Here is a 17,142-nt window from a genome sequence, read left to right as displayed (position 1 = left end):
ATGACCTCTATAACGCGTCGTAAAATTCTGAGCACCACAGCCTCAGCTGCTCTGGCCTATGCCCTTCTGTTACCACATGCGAAAGCTGCCCCGATGCTGAACGACAGCACAACTTTTCCGTTATGGCCCGAACGTCCCCCCGGTGGTCAGGGTCCGGATTCATCCGGCCCTTTTATTTCTTCACGCGGGGCATACTCGAAAATATCTGTACCAACACTCACCGTCTATCAGCCTGAGCACCCCAACGGCACGGCGATAATTATCGCCGCAGGCGGAGGATACCACTACGTTGCCACAGGTAAAGAGGCTATACCTGCGGCCCGCTGGCTGAACTCTCTGGGCATTACGGCTTTTATTCTGACCTATCGCCTGCCTGAAGAAGGGTGGAATGAAGGCGGCCTCCCCCCTTTTCAGGATGCACAACGCGCTATCAGGCTGGTTAAATATAAGGCCGCCACATGGCATATCGACCCTGATAAAGTTGGCCTTATGGGTTTTTCGGCGGGCGGGCACCTTATGGGCATGTGCGCCAGCCGACCTGACTGGCAAACCTATCAGCCTGTGGACCAGGCTGATTCTCTCCCGCTTAACGTGCAGTTTGCCATGCTGGCCTATCCGGTTGTGACTCTGAAGCCTCCCTATAATAAAACACGCACCCACCGCTCTCTGGCTGGCAGGGACCCAACACCAGAGAAAGAAAAAGCATGGTCCGTCGAGACATACATAACCGATAAAGCCCCACCTTTTTTTCTGATACAGGCGGCTGATGACCGCATTGCAAACCCTGTCAACACCGCAATATTACAGCAGGCCTGCCTGGCGCATCATGTGCCCGTAACCCGTTATTTATTTGAAAAAGGGGGCCATGGTTTTGGTATGAACGTACCACAGGGCGGCACACCCTGGCCGGAGCTTGCTCAGAAATGGTTAGAAGAGAATCATTTCCTCGATAAAAAATAATTCTTAATGAGTGCTATCAATATTTGTATTATGTTCACTCTCTTTTTTTAACCTGGCACTCAGTCGTTCACGTACTGCAGGCATAAACACATGACGCTGGCCATAAACGTGGCGAGCCAGAAAATACCCGGTCAGACGCAGCCCGTCATACCATTCTGCATGAGAGCCGGTCTCCTCCTCATGCAATAAAAAAGAAGGTAAAGGCAGCAGCTTATTTTTCCACTCGCCTGCGCCTTCCTCTGTCACAGCACACCCTGTACGTGGTGAGACACAGGATAAACCCGTCACGGCACCTGTTACAGCACAACGTGACAAGTCCAGACCGAAACCAAGCTCTGTCAGCACCACAAGCTCCCAGCGCACATAATGCGCCAGAGCTGTTTGCTCAGCCTGCACAGGGTCACTTCCCAAAGCCGTCAGTATTTCAAGAGTTTTAATGAAAAGCAGCGAAGACGGTTCATATTCCGGCAAGGCGGTGTCAAGAATAGCACATACTGCCTGCATAACCGACAAAGCCAGTGGCTGCTCAAGCAGACGAAAGGCGCAGCTATAAAGGAGCTCACCCGACACGCGGGGCATAGAAGCCGGACCAGAAACCTGAAAGCGGGCTTTAATAATTGTACCAGGCTGCCACACAGCCCGACCAGCACGCGAGCGTGCCCCAAACACCATGCCATGGACCAGACCGTGCTCTTCGGTCATCACATGAACACGCGCTCCGGTCTCCCCCACAGGGGTAACAAAAAGCACAAGGGCGGGAATCTCCTCCTCTCCGAAGGAAATCCCGCCCCTGTTCATCATCTCAGCAATAGCTCAGACGCCAGATACTTTTGCAACTTCAGCCGCAAAATCATCTTCTTCTTTGTCAATGCCTTCACCGAGGTGGAAGCGATCGAAACCAGCAAGTTTAACACCGGCTTTTTCGACAACGGCCTTAACGCGGCTTTCACCGTCATGCACCCATACCTGCTCAAGAAGAACAACTTCTTCATAGAACTTACGGATACGACCTTCGATCATTTTCTCAATAATCGCTTCAGGCTTACCTGAATCTCTGGCCTGCTCAACCAGAACAGCGCGCTCACGCTCAACTTCTTCAGGGTTCAGGCTTGAAACATCCAGAGAAGATGGACGGGTTGCAGCAACGTGCATACCAATCTGACGACCCAGCTGCAGCACAGCTTCATCAGCAGATGGTGCTTCGAGAGCAGCCAGAACACCAATTTTACCAAGGCCAGGGCGCAGCGCACCATGAACATAAGTAGCAACAACGCCTGAAGGCACAGTGAAAACACGTGCACGACGCAGAGACATATTCTCGCCGATGGTAGCGATCAGATGTGTCAGTTCGTCAGCAACTGTGCGCCCGGTGTCGAGAACAGCAGCCTTAATCGCTTCAAGGTCTTCACCAACTTTAAGCGCAACTTTAGCTACGCTTTCAACAAAGTTCTGGAAAGCTTCGTTACGGGCTACAAAATCGGTTTCAGCATTCACTTCAACCATAGCGGCTTTTTTGTCTTCTGACGCAACGCCAACCAGACCTTCAGCAGCTGTACGGCCAGATTTTTTAGCAGCAGCAGCAAGCCCCTTGGTGCGCAGCCAGTCGATTGCGGCTTCAACTTCACCGTTTGATTCGTTGAGGGCTTTTTTGCAGTCCATCATGCCTGCGCCAGTTTTTTCGCGCAGTTCTTTGACCAGTGCAGCGGTAATAGCCGCCATATCAGAATCTCCTTAAAAACCGGCAACGCGCCCTGCATGGGGCGCGTACCGCATCATCTGCCTGCAGGTACAGGCACACATTCACCCTGAGGCAGGCGAGGCAAAATGCCCCGCGCTGCGCTCTATCAGGCTTCAGCTGGCGGCTGGAGTTGCTTCAGCAACCAGAGCAGCTTCAACTGGCAGTTCTTCAGCAGCACCGAGGTCCTGACCAGAAGCACCCAGCTCTGCAGAAATACCATCGAGAACAGCAGAAGAAACTAGGTCGCAATACAGAGAAATTGCGCGAATGGCGTCATCGTTACCCGGAACAGGGAACGTAACACCTTTCGGGTCAGAGTTACTGTCGAGAACAGCAACAACCGGGATACCCAGTTTGTTTGCTTCTTCAACAGCCAGCTTCTCTTTGTTGGTGTCGATGATGAACAGGATGTCAGGCAGACCGCCCATTTCCTTAATACCGCCCAGTGAACGCTCGAGCTTATCACGATCGCGGGTCAGCTCAAGAATTTCTTTTTTGGTCAGACCAGCTGTGCCGGTTTCGAGCATTTCCTCGATCTGACGCAGGCGCTTAATAGAACCTGTGATGGTCTTCCAGTTGGTGAGCATACCGCCGAGCCAGCGGTGGTTCACATAATACTGACCGCAACGTTTTGCTGCTTCAGCAACAGGCTGAGCTGCTGCACGCTTGGTGCCAACGAACAGAACGCGGCCACCGCCAGCAACTGTGTTACGAACAGCCTGGAGAGCACGGTCAAGCAGACCAACAGTCTGCTGCAGGTCGATGATGTGAACCTGGTTACGTACCCCAAACAGGTACGGCGCCATACGTGGGTTCCAGCGACGTGTGTGGTGACCGAAGTGAACGCCAGCTTCAAGGAGCTGACGGAGTGTGAAATCAGGCATCGCCATGGGGCGTCAATCCTACCATTCTGGTTAATCCTCCGCGAAGCTTGCCCCGCCATTCTGGCAGGACACCAGAGGTGCAAGGCCTCGCGTGTGTCGTCCTGGCACCGGCCAGGCTGTGCCGATATGACAAGATTCTGGCGGTCATGCAAGGTAAAAAGCCAGAGTCTCAGCCTTTTTGTACAGGTTTAGCCATCTTATTAGGCACACCACACCGGGCAAGCAGACCACGCAGCGCCTTAACTGTGGGGAAAACTTCAATGTTGCGGTCCCCCCCCAGCTCACGCCAGGCTTTCTGCTCAAGCTCTACAATTTCACGGTCTTCTTCAAAAATACGGTGCGTGAAAAGCCCCAGAACGGGCCAGGCCAGATCAAGCAAAAACCCCCATTTCGGTTTTTTTACTGACAACAAACCAAAAGCCTGCGTGCCCTGCTGGTCAGCACCCAGCGGCACATAACAGGCCCACAGATCCATAATCAGATCACCATCTTTATCGTGGATCTGAAGTGTCTGATACGGATAGGTTGTACGTATCGACACAACCTCCTCAACAGGCTGCTCGCGCCCCTGAAGATCTTTATGGCGGCCAAAAATCAACGCCTCAGCCAGTGGCTGCTCACCACCTTTCCGGGCAAAACTGTACCGGGCCTCCTGAAAATTCTCCCCTTTATCCTGCCCGAGAAAACGCGCTGTAATAGAGCCCATCTGCCGCCGGTGCAAAAACTGATGATTCATATCCATCAGATTTTCATGCATAAAGGTATAATGACATTTCAGGCGCGGGCTGAACTGGCGGGTTTTATAATCAGGATTACCCACCTGTGCCACGCCAGGCAGCGGCACACTGTCTGCCAGCGCAGGGTCACCCGGGAAAATGAAAATCAGGCCGCCTTTTTCACGGCAGGGGAAAGAGCGAACCGGTCGTCCAACGCCTTCACGGTTAAGATAAGGCACCGTTACGCACTGACCGTCACTATCAAATGACCAGCCATGATAGCAGCATTTGATACAGTTTTTTTCGACAACACCTTTGCTCAGGGGCACCTGTCGATGAGCACAACGATCTTCCAGTGCATAAACCGGCCCGCTTTCAGGGCGGATAAGCGCAACAGGATAACCAGCATATCGTGCAGCAAATGCCTTGCCACGTCTGACCTTGTGCGACCAGGCTACAGGGTACCAGAAGTCAGGGTCACAATCGATCTGGCGCAGATCGTATTCTGGTTTTCTGTCCTGATCGTCTTTCTGGCTTTTCGAAGCTTCCATCAACATGGCCCACGAATCCTTTCACATAACGGGGAGCAGGCTACACCCGCTATACAGCCTGATACAAATTTTCCGTCAGGCTGAAATGCATAAAAATTACCGAAAAAAACAGGACAAATTTTGTCATGTTATTAACGATAGTTCCTTACATACTCTATAAAATCCGTTTCTGTCCTGCCTGAGAGGCATACCATCCAGGCTTGTCACACAACGCAGGCTCAGCGCGTTGACCAGATAAACAGCATCAGCCTGGATCAGATCCTCTCTCGTCAGAACGACATCATCCAGTAAACCCTTCTGACGCAGCACAGCACAGGCCACCCCTGGCAAAGCGCCTTCTTTCTGTGATGGTGTCAGAAACCGCCCGGCTTTTTGTACCAGCACAGAGCTGACTGTTGTTTCAGCAACACGGCCTTTTGTGTTCAAAATCAGGGCATCCCCCGCCCCGGCCTTTATCGCCTCCTGCCGTGCCAGAATGGAAGGCAGGTAATTCAGTGTCTTAAACTGACACAACACGGAAAGTTCATCCTGGCGTACCAGCTGGCTGGTTATCAGTGTCACATCAGCAGGAACAGAAGCGCCCTCTGAGGCGGTCATAAAGACTGTCGGCTGTGACTGTGCAGGCGGCGCAATTCCCCTTGGGCCGGCACCCCGTGTAACCGTCAGACGCGCTGACCCCTGCTCAATATTCAGCGCACCAAGTAATGATGCCGCTGCCTGTTCAACGACATCCTGCTCTGGCACTGGCAGAGCAAGCACCATACTGCCTGCCTGAAGGCGCGCCATGTGCAGCCCGATATGTAAGAGTTTCCCCTTATCTACCCTGAATGTTTCAAAAAGTCCGTCACCGAGGGTCAGACCACGGTCTGCCACTGATACATAAGCCTTATCAGCCGGGCACAAAGCGCCATTCAGCCAGACAACACCCTTCACGGTTCAGCCCCAAACAACGCGAGTAACGGCCTGAGCTTAAGGCGCATTTCTTCATATTCCGTCTCAGGGTCAGACAAAATGGTAATACCACCACCGGCTGAAACATGCAGGCGGTTACGGTGCCTGACCAGAGTGCGGATAATAACAGAACTATCAAGACGACCATCTACCCCGATCTGCAAAACAGCGCCGCAATAAGCACCTCGTGCACCGGCTTCAATCTCATCGATAATCTGCATAGCCCGATGTTTAGGTGCACCGGTAACCGAACCAGGCGGTAATGTTGCCTGCAACAGATCAAACACATCCTGATCAGGGTTAAGCTGAGCCCGCACTTCAGAAACCAGGTGATGCACATGCTCAAACCGCTCTACCTGCATCAGATCCGGCACATGCACACTTCCTGTCTGTGCAACACGCCCGATATCATTGCGCATCAGGTCAACGATCATCAGGTTTTCAGCACGTTCTTTTTCATTTTCTGAAAGAGCGTTAGCCAGCGCGATATCCTGCTGAGCATCCCGCCCGCGCGGTGCTGTCCCTTTAATCGGGCGGGTACTGACCTCACCCTGCGTGCTAACCTGCAAAAAACGCTCAGGCGATGTTGAATGCAGCGCATAATTGTGGCCACACCGTAAATAAGCACCAAAAGGCGCCGGGGCCTGACGGCGCAGGGCGCTGTATAAAGCGACATCAGAAAAATTTTCAGGCAAAGAGGCACTATAACGCCCGGTTACATTAACCTGAAAAATATCACCCGCGGCAATATAGTTACGCGCCTGCATGACAGCCATACAATAGCCACTGCGCGGCCTGTCTGCTTCAAAAGCAAGACGAGGCAGAGCCGGCACAACAGGCACCTCTGAAGAAAGCTCTGCCCAGGCCGTATGAAAACGTGCCTGAAGGCCAGCCTGCTGCCAGCCTGACATATCATCGCGACAAAACCCGGCAACATAAGCGCGCTTTTCCTGCCGATCCCAGAGAACTGCGTGATTATAAAGCGCAAAAGCCGCCTGTGGTTCAGCATCATCAATATGACGTGTCGCTATTTTTTCCTGCTGCATGCCACAGCCATACCCGGCAAAACCTATAAAGCCACCGTAAAATGGCAGATTTAAAGGCTTTTTACACCCCTTTGCCAGTACAGGCATAAAGTGACGCAGGCGTTTAAATACACTGGCAGAACCAGCTTCATCGCCAGCAGGAACGATAAAAGCATGTTCGGGATCAATGCATAAAATCTGCCAGCGGCTGCGCTCTCCCTCCGGGCCACCACTATCAAGGAAAGCACACCAGGGCCTCTCCCCCCAGGCAGCGAAAACAACTTCCGGGTCTTTCCATGGCAGAAGCTGCGCCCATAACTGCACCATGCTGAGCCTTAAACCTGCTCAACACGGGAAATACCCGTGAATGTTTTAAGGCGCTGACTAAGCTGAGGCGTTACCCTGTAAAGCCCTTTAAGGCGAAGCTCCACATCACGTTCACCACTGACATCAGGCAACAACACAACACGCCCCATGCCGCCACGCTGCTGCTCAAGCGTCTCACGCAACTGAGGCAAGGCCTCCTCCCCACCAACCCAGACACGCAAAATGCTTTTACTCTGTGCTGCTGCATCCTCCAGCTCCGTCACATCGCTGGCCGTAATACGCATCGCTTCACCATCGAGTTTTAATTCAGCTTTGACCATAACGGCTGCCCCGGTGACCAGTTTTTCACGCACACGCCCCAGCACTTCAGAAAACAGAGTGACCTCACAGCTGCCACCGGCATCTGACAACCGCACCCAGGCCATTTTATTACCTGTGCGGGTCGGGCGTTCTTTTTTATCAACGACACAGCCGGCAATGCTGACGCGGGTCACGCCCGCCTCTGCCGCAGCCTGCAACGCTGAGGACTTAGTCACCCCCATGCGCCGCAGCACGGGACCATAGGCATCAAGCGGATGAGCCGTCATGTGAAAACCGATAGCATCAGCCTCCATCGTCAGCCGTTCAAACTCAGGCCAGTCAGGCCCCTCAGCCAGCCGTAACGGTTCAACATGGCCTGTACCACCAAACAGGCCAATCTGCCCTGATGCGGCCTCCTGCGCCTGGCTTTGCGCCCGCCTGAGCAAGGTATCTGCCGAACGACACACACGGGCACGGTTTTGATCCAGGCATTCAAAAGCTCCCGCCTTTGCCAGGTTTTCAACCTGCATGCGGTTAATATGCTTAGGATCAACCCGTGTTGTAAAATCAGCCAGGTCCTTAAATGGTTTATCTCCGCGCGAAGCTGTCAGAGCCTCCATCGCACCGGCACCAACACGCTTCACCGCAGCCAGTGCGTAACGAATGGCGTGTGTGCCATCAGGCAGCGTCTCAACACAAAAATCAGCTTCTGACTTATTAATATCAGGTGGCAGAACCTTAATACCCATACGCTCCGCTTCCTGGCGCAGAGTGGCAAGTTTTTCTGTGCGCTCACGCGCAAGCGACATACAGCCGGCAAGAAAGGCAACCGGATGGTTCGCCTTCATCCAGGCGGTCTGATACGACACAAGAGCATATGCGGCAGCATGCGATTTGTTAAAGCCGTAGTCAGCAAATTTTGCCATGAGGTCAAACACCTCGATAGCTTTGTCATGGTCAATACCGCGTGCTGTAGCTCCTTCTGTAAAAATTTCACGCTGCTTATCCATTTCAGCACGAATTTTTTTACCCATGGCTCGCCGCAGCAAATCAGCACCACCCAGACTATAACCAGCCATTTTCTGGGCAATCTGCATCACCTGTTCCTGATAGACCATAATGCCATAGGTCTCTTCAAGAATCTCACGAATCTCCTCGTGTGGTGGCTCCCAGGCCTCACCATGCTTACGCCGACAGTAATCAGGAATATTTGCCATCGGACCAGGACGGTAAAGCGCCACGGCTGCAATCAGATCTTCAAGGCGGGTCGGGCGCATCTGACGCAAAACGTCGCGCATACCTGCACCTTCAAACTGAAACACCCCGGCGGTATCACCCCGGCTGAGCATCTCGTACGTAATCGGGTCATCGAGCGGAATAAGGCCCAGATCAACCTCAACACCCATTTTATTGAGGAAGTTGATACCGCGCTGCAAAATGGTAAGCGTCGTCAGACCAAGAAAGTCAAACTTCACCAGGCCAGCCTGCTCAACAAACTTCATATTAAACTGGGTAACCAGCATATCGCTTTTCGGGTCGCGATAGAGCGGAACCAGCTCAACCAGTGGGCGGTCGCCAATCACGACACCGGCAGCATGTGTACTGGCATGACGATAAAGCCCTTCGAGCTGCTGCGCTATTTCAAGCAGCCGGCGCAGTGCTTCATCCTCATCGCGCATTTCCTGCAGTTTGGGCTCACCCTCAACAGCCTGCTTCAGCGTGACCGGCTGAGCGGGATTATTAGGAATAAGCTCAGCTACACGATTGACCATGCCATAAGGCAAACCAAGCACACGCCCGACATCGCGCACTGCTGCACGGGCCTGCAACTTACCAAAGGTAATAATCTGCGCCACGCGGTCAGCACCATATTCGCGCCGCACATAAGCAATAACCTCGTCACGCCGGTCCTGACAGAAATCAATATCAAAGTCAGGCATAGACACACGTTCGGGGTTAAGAAACCGCTCGAACAGAAGGTTAAACGGAATGGGGTCAATATCTGTAATCGTCAGTGCCCAGGCGGCCAGAGACCCTGCACCAGAACCTCGCCCCGGCCCGACCGGGATGTTATGCGCCTTTCCCCACTGGATGAAGTCAGCCACGATCATAAAATAACCGGGGAACCCCATTTTTGAGATCACATCAAGCTCAAACGCCAGACGGTTTTTATATATCTCACGCGTGGCGTCATCAGGCTTAAGCTTAATAAAACGCTCCTCCAGCCCTTCCCAGGCCATGGCACGCAGCGTTTCATCCTCCGTTGATCCCTCCCTCACCTTGGGGCACACTGGCAAAAGAGGTTTACAGGTCTCAACCTTAATCGCGCAGCGACGGGCAATCTCGAGTGTATTGTCACAGGCATCAGGCAGGTCAGCAAATAAAGCGCGCATCACCTCAGGTGGTTTAAACCAGTGCTCAGGTGTAACACGCCAGCGGTCACGCTCTGCCATTGTACGCCCCTGAGCAATACAGATCAGGGCATCATGGGCCTCATACATATCGCGACGGGCAAAAAAACACTCATTCGTTGCCACCAGTGGCAGGCCAAAACTGTCAGCCAGAGCCAGAACCCCCGGTTCAACGGCTTTTTCGACCGGCAGATTATGTCTGTGCAGCTCAACAATCAGCCGGTCGTCAAATGTCTCGTGCAGCTGTGCAAGCCAGCGTTCCGCTTCATCCTTCTGCCCCTCAGCCAGCATCTGAAACAATGGCCCGCGCGTCCCCCCGGTCAGCAAAATAAGACCCTCGGAATGCTCACAGAGTGTCTGCATCTGCACAACCGGAGCGGCGGGGTCAGACTCCTGAAACCCGAGAGAGGAAAGAATACGCAGGTTAGACAAGCCTGCCGGATTTTGTGCCAGCAGCACAACCGGCTCGAGCGGAGCCCCCGGCTTAGGATTACGTGCCGGCAGATTGATCTGACACCCTGTAATGGGCTGCACCCCGGCCTTGCTGGCATATTGCGAGAACTCAAGCGAACCAAACAGGTTGCCCGAGTCTGTCATGCCCACGGCTGGCATCTGCATCTCCTGCGCCAGGCTGACAAGCTCAGGAACACGAATAGCGCCCTGGCTCAGAGAATAAGCAGAATGTACACGGAGATGGATAAAATCAGCATAGGACATGCCTGTTTCTATCATAAAAAACAGCTCTCTCACCACGGACAAAATGCAGTATGATGAAAGCATCTTCACATCTGTACGGAGATAACTCTTTTCCCTGACAATTCAGCTTTGTAAAAGAATGGTTATGACAGACACAGCACCACCGCTCCGCCGGGGATGGACCACCGGAAGCTGCGCTACAGCCGCAACCCGGGCCGCCTGGATGCTGCTGCTGGGCTATGATCCGCCAGCGACTGTGCCGATCACCTTACCCAACGGGTCATCGTGTGTTTTTTCCATCTGCCGTTATGGCACAGACAACGGAAACCCTTATGCTGAGGTGATAAAAGATGCAGGAGATGACCCTGATATTACCCACGGAGCCTGTATTCGCGCCACAGTCCGCCACCTGCCACAGGGCAGTGGCGTCGTTTTTCGTGCAGGCTCGGGCGTTGGCATCATAACGCGACCGGGTCTGCCGCTCCCCCCGGGTGAAGCCGCCATTAACCCCGTGCCCCGCGCTATGATGTGCAGGACACTGAGTGAAGTTAACGGCTCTCTGCCCGATGCAGAAATCATCATTTCAGTGCAGGACGGTGCACGCCTGGCACAACGCACTCTGAACGGGCGCCTTGGTATTGTCGGTGGTCTTTCTATTCTGGGCACAACAGGCATTGTCGTCCCCTTTTCATGTTCTGCGTGGATTCACAGCATCCAGCGCGGCATTGATGTTGCCAGAGCAGAAGGCCTGCACCACCTAGCCGGCGCCACCGGCAATGTTTCCGAAAACACTGTACAAAAACTCTATAACCTGCCTGAGACCGCTCTGATCGAAATGGGCGATTTTGCCGGAGGGATGCTCAAATATCTGCGCCAGCACCCTGTGCCACGCCTGACCATTGCCGGTGGCATTGCAAAAATGACCAAACTGGGCCAGGGGCGGCTAGACCTGCATTCAAAACGCGGCCAGGCTGACATGCGTGCTCTGGCAGAACTCGCTGCCACAGGAGGTGCCTCTCCCCCCCTCATCAGCGCCATTGCTGCCTGCCCGACGGTAGCCGAGGCATTTTTACTGACACAGGAGGAAAACATTCCTCTTGGAACCCTGATCGCACAAACTGCGCTCAAAACCGTGCAACAGGCACTGGCACCAGCCAGTATCAAAGCTGATGTTGTTGTCTGCAACCGTGCCGGCCAGTGCGTAGGCCGCACGGAAGAACACTGACGACCTCAGCTTCTGAAACGACGGCGGTAATCAGGATCGTATAACGCACTCTCACGGAACTCTTTATGCCCCAGAGCAGGCCCGACCAGCACAAGGGCCGTACGCTCAACAGGTGACTGCTCAAACACATTTTGTATGGTACCCAGCGTGCCACGCAGCACAACCTCATCAGGCCATGTGGCACGGGCAACAATCGCTACAGGGCAGTCAGCACCATAAAAGGGTGTCAGTTCCTCAACAATTTTATCAAGCACATGAATTGCCAGGTGAACTGCCAGAGTTGCTCCTGTTGCCGCAAAAGCCGCCAGCTTTTCTTTCTCAGGCATTGCTGAGGCTCGACCTGTCATACGGGTAAGTACCAGGCTTTGCGCAACACCGGGTACAGTCAGCTCCTGCCCCAGAAGAGAAGCGGCTGCGGCAAAAGCAGGTACACCCGGCACCATACGCCAGGGAATATTCAGCCGGTCAAGACGGCGGGTCTGCTCAGCAACCGCACTATATATCGACAAATCACCCGAATGCAGGCGAGCCACATCTTCACCCGCCTCATGCGCTTTCACATATTCCGCCTCAATCTGATCAAGCGTCAGAGGAGCCGTATCAATAAGACGCGCACCCGGCGGACAAAATTTAAGCATATCAGGTGGCACAACTGAACCTGCATAAAGACACACCGGACATGAAGCCAGAATATCGCGCCCCCGCACAGTCAGCAGATCAGCAGCCCCCGGGCCTGCCCCTATAAAATGAACGGTCACGCTTTCTTTCCTCCTGCCAGGGCACAGACAATGCCCCCGTGTTTCTGCCCGGGACCATATAGCTGAGCCTCTGCTCCGGCTGCAACCAGGGCACACCCCTCAGCAACCGACGCAAAGCCGGTGAGACGGCGCGCTACATCAGAATATGTCAGGCACAAAGGCTGTATATCAGCAAGCTCTGCATCATTAACCCAGCACAAAGGCACATCCAGTCTGGCGGCTACATCGCCGGCCAGCTGCCGGCTGGTTTTAAAGGCAGGCACAGCCAGACAGGTAAGGTTTACCACGCCATAATGACACATCATCTCCTGCACAATATGAACTGCCTGTTCGGCTGTGGCATGACTGTTCCAGCCCAGACCTGCTATAGTGCGGTAAAATTTCACTCCACCGGCTTCCAGGCTACCCACTGCGTAACCGTCATAGCCGGTTTAAAACCATGCAATGAGCCAACAGCAGTCAGACGTGCAGCACTCAGGCGGCTCACCTCACCACCCCATTTCTGCCAGGCCTCTAACACCCGTATTTCTGTTTCTGCAACAACGGCATTAACAACAATACGTCCACCGGGTTTCAGTCTGCTCCACGCTATCTCAAGCATATCGGGGGCGGTTGCCCCGCCACCAATAAAAATGGCAGATGGCTGAGGTAAATTATATAAAGCCTCAGGGGCTTCACCCTGCACAATATGCAGATCAGGCACACCTAACATCTGAGCATTGCGGGCAATACGCGCTGCGCGTTCAGGCACACGCTCAACCGCAACAGCCCGACAGGTCGGGTCAGTCAGCATCCATTCAATACTCACAGACCCACACCCGCCACCGATATCCCACAACAGCTCTCCGGCTCTTGGTGCCAGAGAGGATAATGTCACTGCACGCACCTCACGTTTTGTAAGCTGGCCATCATGCTCAAAGCAGGCATCAGGCAGACCTGCCGCCCGCGAGAGAGCAGACTGTGTTGTGCTTTGAGGTATCTCAAGAGCGACCATACAGAGCCTGTTAACAGGCTCTGTAATCCCCTCATACGCAAGGCAGGAGGCACACTTCTCCTGCTGCCCCCCGAGCGCTTCGAGAATATGACACTGAGCCTGACCAAAACCCAGCTCGGTCAGCCAGGAGAGTAAAAGCCCCGGAGTTGTCTCATCAGCACATAACACCAGAAGGCGCGCTCCAGGCTGCAAAAAAGGCCGCAGCACCTCCATCGGGCGCCCGCAGACAGACAGAACCTGACAACCCTGACGCGCCCAGCCCAGCCGGGCACAGGCCAGTGAAACAGATGACGGAGCAGGCAGGCAGACCATATCCTCAGAACTCAGGTGAGCCGCCAGCGTAACCCCTACCCCGTAAAAAAATGGATCACCTGAGGCCAGAACCAGTGTCGGGTGCCCCCTGCGCGCCAGAACCTGTTCGATGCCCATTGAAAAAGGCTGCCCCCACGAATGGGCCTCACCCTTTATGAGCGAGCGACATAAGGTGAGATGCCGCTCCCCTCCAATAATCCACGGTGCATTTTCAATAAGCGCGCGTGCTGTGGCAGAAAGGCCTTCAGCCCCTTCTTCCCCCACGCCTATGACCGTCAGCCAGGGCATATTTCTGCTGGGTACGATCATGCCTTATGCCCTCTCCGAATCCTGGTGCTATAACGTGTCACACTGATATAACCTACCGTATGACGCAAAATAGCGTGTTGTAGCAAAGACTTCTGATCATGCCTCTTCTGCACTCACCGCCTGTACCTGTTCTCATTCTCGGGGGCACAACCGAAGCCAGCACCCTGTGTACTCTTCTGGAATACCAGAATAACTTTGCACCAACACTCTCTCTTGCCGGTGTAACGCGCAACCCACATCTGCCAGCCCTGTCAGTGCGCACCGGTGGCTTTGGCGGGGTTGATGGACTTTGCGACTGGCTGCGCCACAATAAAATTCAGGCTGTTGTGAATGCAGTACACCCTTTTGCAGCTGTCATGAGCCAGCATGTCAGCATAGCATGTGAGAGGCTCTCACTCCCCCTGCTGCGTCTCAAACGCCCGGGCTGGAAGGCTACACCAGCAAACACCTGGCACCACGCACCGGACCTGAATAAGGCAGCCATGGTTCTGGCAGAGATCACCCAGCCTTTACAGATTTTTTTAACCACCGGCCGCAAAGAAACCAGGCCTTTTAAAAATGCACCACAGCACCATTATATTCTGCGCTCAATCGAAGCACCCCTGCCGGCTGACCTGCCACCCCACACAACACTCATCACTGCCCGCGGCCCTTTTGACCTGGCTGGCGAATATGACATGCTTCGCCGGCACCAGATTAACTGGCTTGTCACAAAAAATTCAGGTGGAAAAGCAACATTTGCAAAAATAGAAGCCGCAGGGCAGCTGAATATTCCGGTCTTAATAATCGATCGGCCAGCGCAGCCAGCCGGCCCCTGCGTACATACAGCGCAGGAGGCTCTCAGCTGGTTACAAAACTACTCCGCCACAACACTGCGCAATGTATAAAACCAGGGCTGATGACCAGAAGGCCGCTCAATCAACCGGCTGGCTGCACACCCGATCAGCACCAGAGTGCTCATATCCGCCAGGTCGGCATCAGCCTCTTCAATACTGGTTATTCTGACGGCTTCATCGGGACGACCAATAGCGCGGGCAAACGCAACAGGCGTATGAAGCGGCACAAACTGCCGCAGATGAAGCAAGGCCTCACCAAGCTGCCAGGGGCGTGCCTGCGAGCGCGGATTATAAAGGGCGATAACAAACCCGGCCTCTGCCGCCAGCTGCAACCGCCGCAGAACAACTGGCCAGGGCTTGAGGTTATCTGAAAGAGACATCACACAAAAATCGCCTCCCAGTGGCGCACCAAGTGACGCCGCAGCCGCCAGAACTGCACTGACCCCGGGGATGACTTCAATATCAAGCGTCCGCCATGTGTCAGGCCCAAGCTGCACCTGCTCAAAGACGGCACTGGCCATGGCAAATACCCCGGCGTCACCACCTGACACAACGCCGACATGCCGGCCAGCTGAAGCCATTTCAAGAGCGTGACGTGCGCGTTCAGCCTCAACACGGTTATCAGAACTATGACGAATGACATGATGCGGCGCTTCAACCCGCTGCACATAAGGGCCATACCCCACAAGGTCGGTCACCTGTTCGAGCACCTGTGTTGCCTGGGGAGTACGCTGCAAAATATTACCAGGCCCGAGGCCGATAATGCTGATACGCCCGCTCATCTGACACCCTTTCGTCCCGGAACCAGCACCAGCGAGAAATATGGTGCGGTCTCTCCACACTCATCAAACGGGCAGGAAAAACTATCCGGCTGCGTGCCACGCTCAACATAGCGCGCATCTGACATGCGACCTGACTGTACAAGGGCATTGCGCACTTTGCTCATGTTACGGCCTATTTTCATAATAACTGCCGCATCAGCCTGTTGCAGCCAGCGGGTCAGATCTGCCTCAGGCAATGTCGCAGGAATAACACACAGAACATCATCACCATGCGTCATGGGCAGCTGAACCTGTGACCAGCAGCCATTCATAGCGGCAATACCAGGCACAACCGAGGTTGCAAACTGCTCTTTCAGCCGGTCAAACAGATACATGGCTGAACCATAAAGAAAGGGCTCACCCTCACACAGCACGACGACATCCTGCCCCTGTTTAAGCATATCTGCCAGCTGCTGCGCACTGCGGTCATAAAACGCCTGGATACCACGCTGATAATCCGGGTCTTCCACTGCGATTTCTGTCGTGAACGGATACACCAGGCGCAGCTCATGCGTACCTTCGGTAATGTATGTCTCTGCAATAGTGCGGGCGTGCCCTTTGCGCCCCTCACGGCAAAAATAAGCTACTACCGAAGCACTTTCGATCAGGCGGGCGGCTCTTACCGTCAGCAGATCAGGGCTGCCTGGACCAACCCCTACAACATGCAGTGTGCCTGTAGCCATTATTCAGTCTCGCTGGCCAGAGCATTGACCGCAGCTGCAGCCATTGCACTGCCACCAAGACGACCATGCACAATAAGCCAGGGAACATCTGTACGCTGAGACAAAGCTTCTTTCGATTCAGCCGCACCGACAAAACCAACCGGCAAACCAATAACAGCCGCAGGCTTTGGTGCACCGGCATCAAGCAGTTCGAGCAGATAAAACAACGCGGTGGGCGCGTTGCCGATTGCCACGACTGCGCCTTTCAGCCTCTCACCCCAGAAGTCAAGCGCTGCGGCGGAACGTGTGTTACCAATCAGCTTTGCACGCTCAGGCGTACGTTCATCACGCAACGTACAAACGACCGGATTAGAAGCAGGCAGACGGGCACGGGTAACACCATGTGCTACCATTTCTGAGTCACACAAAACCGGACATCCACCCTTCAGTGCCTGACGTGCAGAAGACGTGAAATCAGCTGACATGCTGACATGCTGAGCCAGTTCAACCATGCCGCAGGCGTGAATCATACGCACCACAATATTAGCATCAGTAACAGGAAAGGCACTCAGATCTGCCTCATCACGGATCATAGAAAAAGACCGCTGATAAATGGCCGCGCCATCATGGATATAGTCATAACCAGCCATAATGGCCCTCACTCCT

At 54.0% G+C, this 17,142-nt stretch carries 16 protein-coding genes; 3 read left to right on the top strand and 13 right to left on the bottom strand.

Annotated elements, in window-relative coordinates; genetic code table 11:
- A complete protein-coding gene (locus HK11_RS01970) occupies nucleotides 1-960 on the top strand; it encodes an alpha/beta hydrolase (protein WP_086553665.1) in 960 nt (319 codons plus the stop codon).
- A 3-nt stretch (nucleotides 961-963) separates the two neighbouring features.
- Here HK11_RS01970 and recO read toward each other — a convergent pair whose 3' ends face one another.
- The 7 genes from recO to dnaE all read right to left on the bottom strand — a co-directional run bounded on the left by recO (nucleotide 964) and on the right by dnaE (nucleotide 10,580).
- Nucleotides 964-1,710: a DNA repair protein RecO gene (gene recO, locus HK11_RS01965; protein ID WP_233133259.1), complete on the bottom strand. Its 747-nt coding sequence runs from the start codon at nucleotides 1,708-1,710 to the stop codon at nucleotides 964-966.
- Nucleotides 1,711-1,773: 63 nt separating this feature from the next.
- Nucleotides 1,774-2,679, bottom strand: coding sequence for a translation elongation factor Ts (gene tsf / locus HK11_RS01960; protein ID WP_086553663.1), 906 nt, complete (start codon nucleotides 2,677-2,679; stop codon nucleotides 1,774-1,776).
- Between the two features lie 132 nt (nucleotides 2,680-2,811).
- Nucleotides 2,812-3,588 (bottom strand): 30S ribosomal protein S2, encoded by a 777-nt coding sequence (gene rpsB / locus HK11_RS01955; protein ID WP_086553662.1) that lies wholly within the window; start codon nucleotides 3,586-3,588, stop codon nucleotides 2,812-2,814.
- A 163-nt stretch (nucleotides 3,589-3,751) separates the two neighbouring features.
- The gene (locus tag HK11_RS01950; protein ID WP_086553661.1) at nucleotides 3,752-4,855 is read right to left on the bottom strand and encodes an aromatic ring-hydroxylating dioxygenase subunit alpha; all 1,104 of its coding nucleotides are present in this window, start codon (nucleotides 4,853-4,855) and stop codon (nucleotides 3,752-3,754) included.
- Nucleotides 4,856-4,972: 117 nt separating this feature from the next.
- Entirely contained in the window at nucleotides 4,973-5,782 is an 810-nt protein-coding gene (locus HK11_RS01945) for an aminotransferase class IV (RefSeq protein ID WP_086553660.1), read from the bottom strand.
- Nucleotides 5,779-7,152 carry an aminodeoxychorismate synthase component I gene (gene pabB / locus HK11_RS01940; protein ID WP_086553659.1) on the bottom strand — a complete coding sequence of 458 codons (1,374 nt, stop codon included), beginning with the start codon at nucleotides 7,150-7,152 and terminating at the stop codon, nucleotides 5,779-5,781. Before pabB ends, HK11_RS01945 begins: the two co-directional genes overlap by 4 nt.
- An 8-nt stretch (nucleotides 7,153-7,160) precedes the next feature.
- A complete protein-coding gene (gene dnaE, locus HK11_RS01935) occupies nucleotides 7,161-10,580 on the bottom strand; it encodes a DNA polymerase III subunit alpha (protein ID WP_086553713.1) in 3,420 nt (1,139 codons plus the stop codon).
- 124 nt (nucleotides 10,581-10,704) lie between these two features.
- On the opposite strand from dnaE, the gene HK11_RS01930 reads away from it, so the two are divergent.
- Entirely contained in the window at nucleotides 10,705-11,784 is a 1,080-nt protein-coding gene (locus HK11_RS01930) for a cobalt-precorrin-5B (C(1))-methyltransferase (protein WP_086553712.1), read from the top strand.
- 5 nt (nucleotides 11,785-11,789) lie between these two features.
- On the opposite strand, the gene cobM is transcribed toward HK11_RS01930, so the two are convergent.
- From cobM to cbiE, 3 genes are read right to left on the bottom strand one after another with little or no spacing between them, the layout of a single operon-like run.
- Complete coding sequence (gene cobM, locus HK11_RS01925) at nucleotides 11,790-12,542, bottom strand: precorrin-4 C(11)-methyltransferase (RefSeq protein WP_086553658.1); 753 nt, start codon at nucleotides 12,540-12,542, stop codon at nucleotides 11,790-11,792.
- On the bottom strand, nucleotides 12,539-12,928 hold the full coding sequence (locus HK11_RS01920; RefSeq protein WP_233133257.1) for a cobalamin biosynthesis protein: 390 nt from the start codon (nucleotides 12,926-12,928) through the stop codon (nucleotides 12,539-12,541). The genes cobM and HK11_RS01920 overlap by 4 nt, the downstream gene beginning before the upstream one ends.
- Nucleotides 12,925-14,157, bottom strand: coding sequence for a precorrin-6y C5,15-methyltransferase (decarboxylating) subunit CbiE (gene cbiE, locus HK11_RS01915; protein WP_086553657.1), 1,233 nt, complete (start codon nucleotides 14,155-14,157; stop codon nucleotides 12,925-12,927). The genes HK11_RS01920 and cbiE overlap by 4 nt, the downstream gene beginning before the upstream one ends.
- Before the next feature lie 98 nt (nucleotides 14,158-14,255).
- On the opposite strand from cbiE, the gene HK11_RS01910 reads away from it, so the two are divergent.
- A complete protein-coding gene (locus HK11_RS01910; RefSeq protein WP_086553656.1) occupies nucleotides 14,256-15,044 on the top strand; it encodes a cobalt-precorrin-6A reductase in 789 nt (262 codons plus the stop codon).
- Here the strand turns inward: HK11_RS01910 and cobJ are convergent.
- The 3 genes from cobJ to HK11_RS01895 are packed head-to-tail and all read right to left on the bottom strand — an operon-like array spanning nucleotide 15,014 to nucleotide 17,126.
- Entirely contained in the window at nucleotides 15,014-15,775 is a 762-nt protein-coding gene (gene cobJ, locus HK11_RS01905; RefSeq protein ID WP_086553655.1) for a precorrin-3B C(17)-methyltransferase, read from the bottom strand. The genes HK11_RS01910 and cobJ overlap by 31 nt on opposite strands.
- Entirely contained in the window at nucleotides 15,772-16,497 is a 726-nt protein-coding gene (locus tag HK11_RS01900) for a precorrin-2 C(20)-methyltransferase (RefSeq protein ID WP_086553654.1), read from the bottom strand. The genes cobJ and HK11_RS01900 overlap by 4 nt, the downstream gene beginning before the upstream one ends.
- Nucleotides 16,497-17,126, bottom strand: a complete 630-nt coding sequence (locus HK11_RS01895; RefSeq protein WP_086553653.1) for a precorrin-8X methylmutase — start codon at nucleotides 17,124-17,126, stop codon at nucleotides 16,497-16,499. Before HK11_RS01895 ends, HK11_RS01900 begins: the two co-directional genes overlap by 1 nt.
- Nucleotides 17,127-17,142: the final 16 nt, after the last annotated feature.

The organism is Acetobacter sp. DmW_043, assembly GCF_002153485.1.
Taxonomy (GTDB): Bacteria; Pseudomonadota; Alphaproteobacteria; order Acetobacterales; family Acetobacteraceae; genus Acetobacter; species Acetobacter thailandicus.
The sequence above is the reverse complement of the archived record's forward strand: the minus strand, read 5'-3'. Positions and strand labels throughout refer to the sequence as shown.

Coding starts and splice junctions, on each gene's coding strand:
- HK11_RS01970 (WP_086553665.1), top strand. CDS start 1: ATGACCTCTATAACGCGTCGTAAAATTCTGAGCACCACAGCCTCAGCT.
- tsf (WP_086553663.1), bottom strand. CDS start 2,679: ATGGCGGCTATTACCGCTGCACTGGTCAAAGAACTGCGCGAAAAAACT.
- rpsB (WP_086553662.1), bottom strand. CDS start 3,588: ATGGCGATGCCTGATTTCACACTCCGTCAGCTCCTTGAAGCTGGCGTT.
- HK11_RS01950 (WP_086553661.1), bottom strand. CDS start 4,855: ATGTTGATGGAAGCTTCGAAAAGCCAGAAAGACGATCAGGACAGAAAA.
- pabB (WP_086553659.1), bottom strand. CDS start 7,152: ATGGTGCAGTTATGGGCGCAGCTTCTGCCATGGAAAGACCCGGAAGTT.
- dnaE (WP_086553713.1), bottom strand. CDS start 10,580: ATGTCCTATGCTGATTTTATCCATCTCCGTGTACATTCTGCTTATTCT.
- HK11_RS01930 (WP_086553712.1), top strand. CDS start 10,705: ATGACAGACACAGCACCACCGCTCCGCCGGGGATGGACCACCGGAAGC.
- cbiE (WP_086553657.1), bottom strand. CDS start 14,157: ATGATCGTACCCAGCAGAAATATGCCCTGGCTGACGGTCATAGGCGTG.
- HK11_RS01910 (WP_086553656.1), top strand. CDS start 14,256: ATGCCTCTTCTGCACTCACCGCCTGTACCTGTTCTCATTCTCGGGGGC.
- cobJ (WP_086553655.1), bottom strand. CDS start 15,775: ATGAGCGGGCGTATCAGCATTATCGGCCTCGGGCCTGGTAATATTTTG.
- HK11_RS01900 (WP_086553654.1), bottom strand. CDS start 16,497: ATGGCTACAGGCACACTGCATGTTGTAGGGGTTGGTCCAGGCAGCCCT.
- HK11_RS01895 (WP_086553653.1), bottom strand. CDS start 17,126: ATGGCTGGTTATGACTATATCCATGATGGCGCGGCCATTTATCAGCGG.